The organism is Pseudomonas sp. 05T35, assembly GCF_056396605.1.
The window spans coordinates 1-673 of sequence record NZ_JBFTLU010000856.1 but is presented as its reverse complement, the minus strand read 5'-3'; the positions used below and the strand labels follow the sequence as shown (position 1 = coordinate 673).

Annotated in this window: 1 protein-coding gene; it reads left to right on the top strand. The window is 44.4% G+C overall.

Features of this window, described 5'->3' with window-relative positions; all coding sequences use genetic code 11:
* Positions 1-673, top strand: a 673-nt coding sequence (locus AC1DH9_RS30305; RefSeq protein ID WP_477809476.1) for a hypothetical protein, incomplete at both ends; no start/stop codon positions are given.

The following is a 673-nucleotide window of genomic DNA, read 5'->3' as shown; positions in this document are numbered from 1 at the left end:
TACATGCTCAGGCAGTATGAGCAACAGTGGGCGGACATACAGCGAGCGCAGCAATTCATCAATGAACTTAAAGGGCTTTCAAATTATCAACCGCTGCGTATGCTTGACCCTATGCAGGTCATTCGAACACGCGTGAAGCACTGGGAGCAGAACGCCCAACTTCACGTGAATGCTAGCGAAACCAATTTAAGATCTCATCTTGTCTCAGAGCTACGAGAAAAAGGATTCAATGCCACCGCTGAAACCCATGCTTTTTTGGGGCATTGCGATATTGTAATCAGCCACCCTCAAGGATCAGAGGAAATTGGAAATTTATTAGTTTCGGAATGCAAATTCTGGGATGGTCCGATGGTACTGTTCGACGCGATATCACAGGTTTGCGGCTACACAACTCCTAATGACATACACGCTTCTGTAATAATGTTTGTTAGAACAGATTTTAAAGATGCCTGCGACAAAGCGCTGCAAACCCTTATCACGCACCCAAGCTATGGAGGTAACGCGAAAGGAAAAGACTATATAGAATTCTTATTGAAGCCCGCTCAAAATCCGGACCTTAAGATTCAAGCCTCCCTACTGCTATGTAACTTAACCATAAAAAAATATACTCGCGCGGAAATCATCCCGTCCCCAGTCAGGCAATTCAACGAATATTTAGAAGATGCATTTGCAG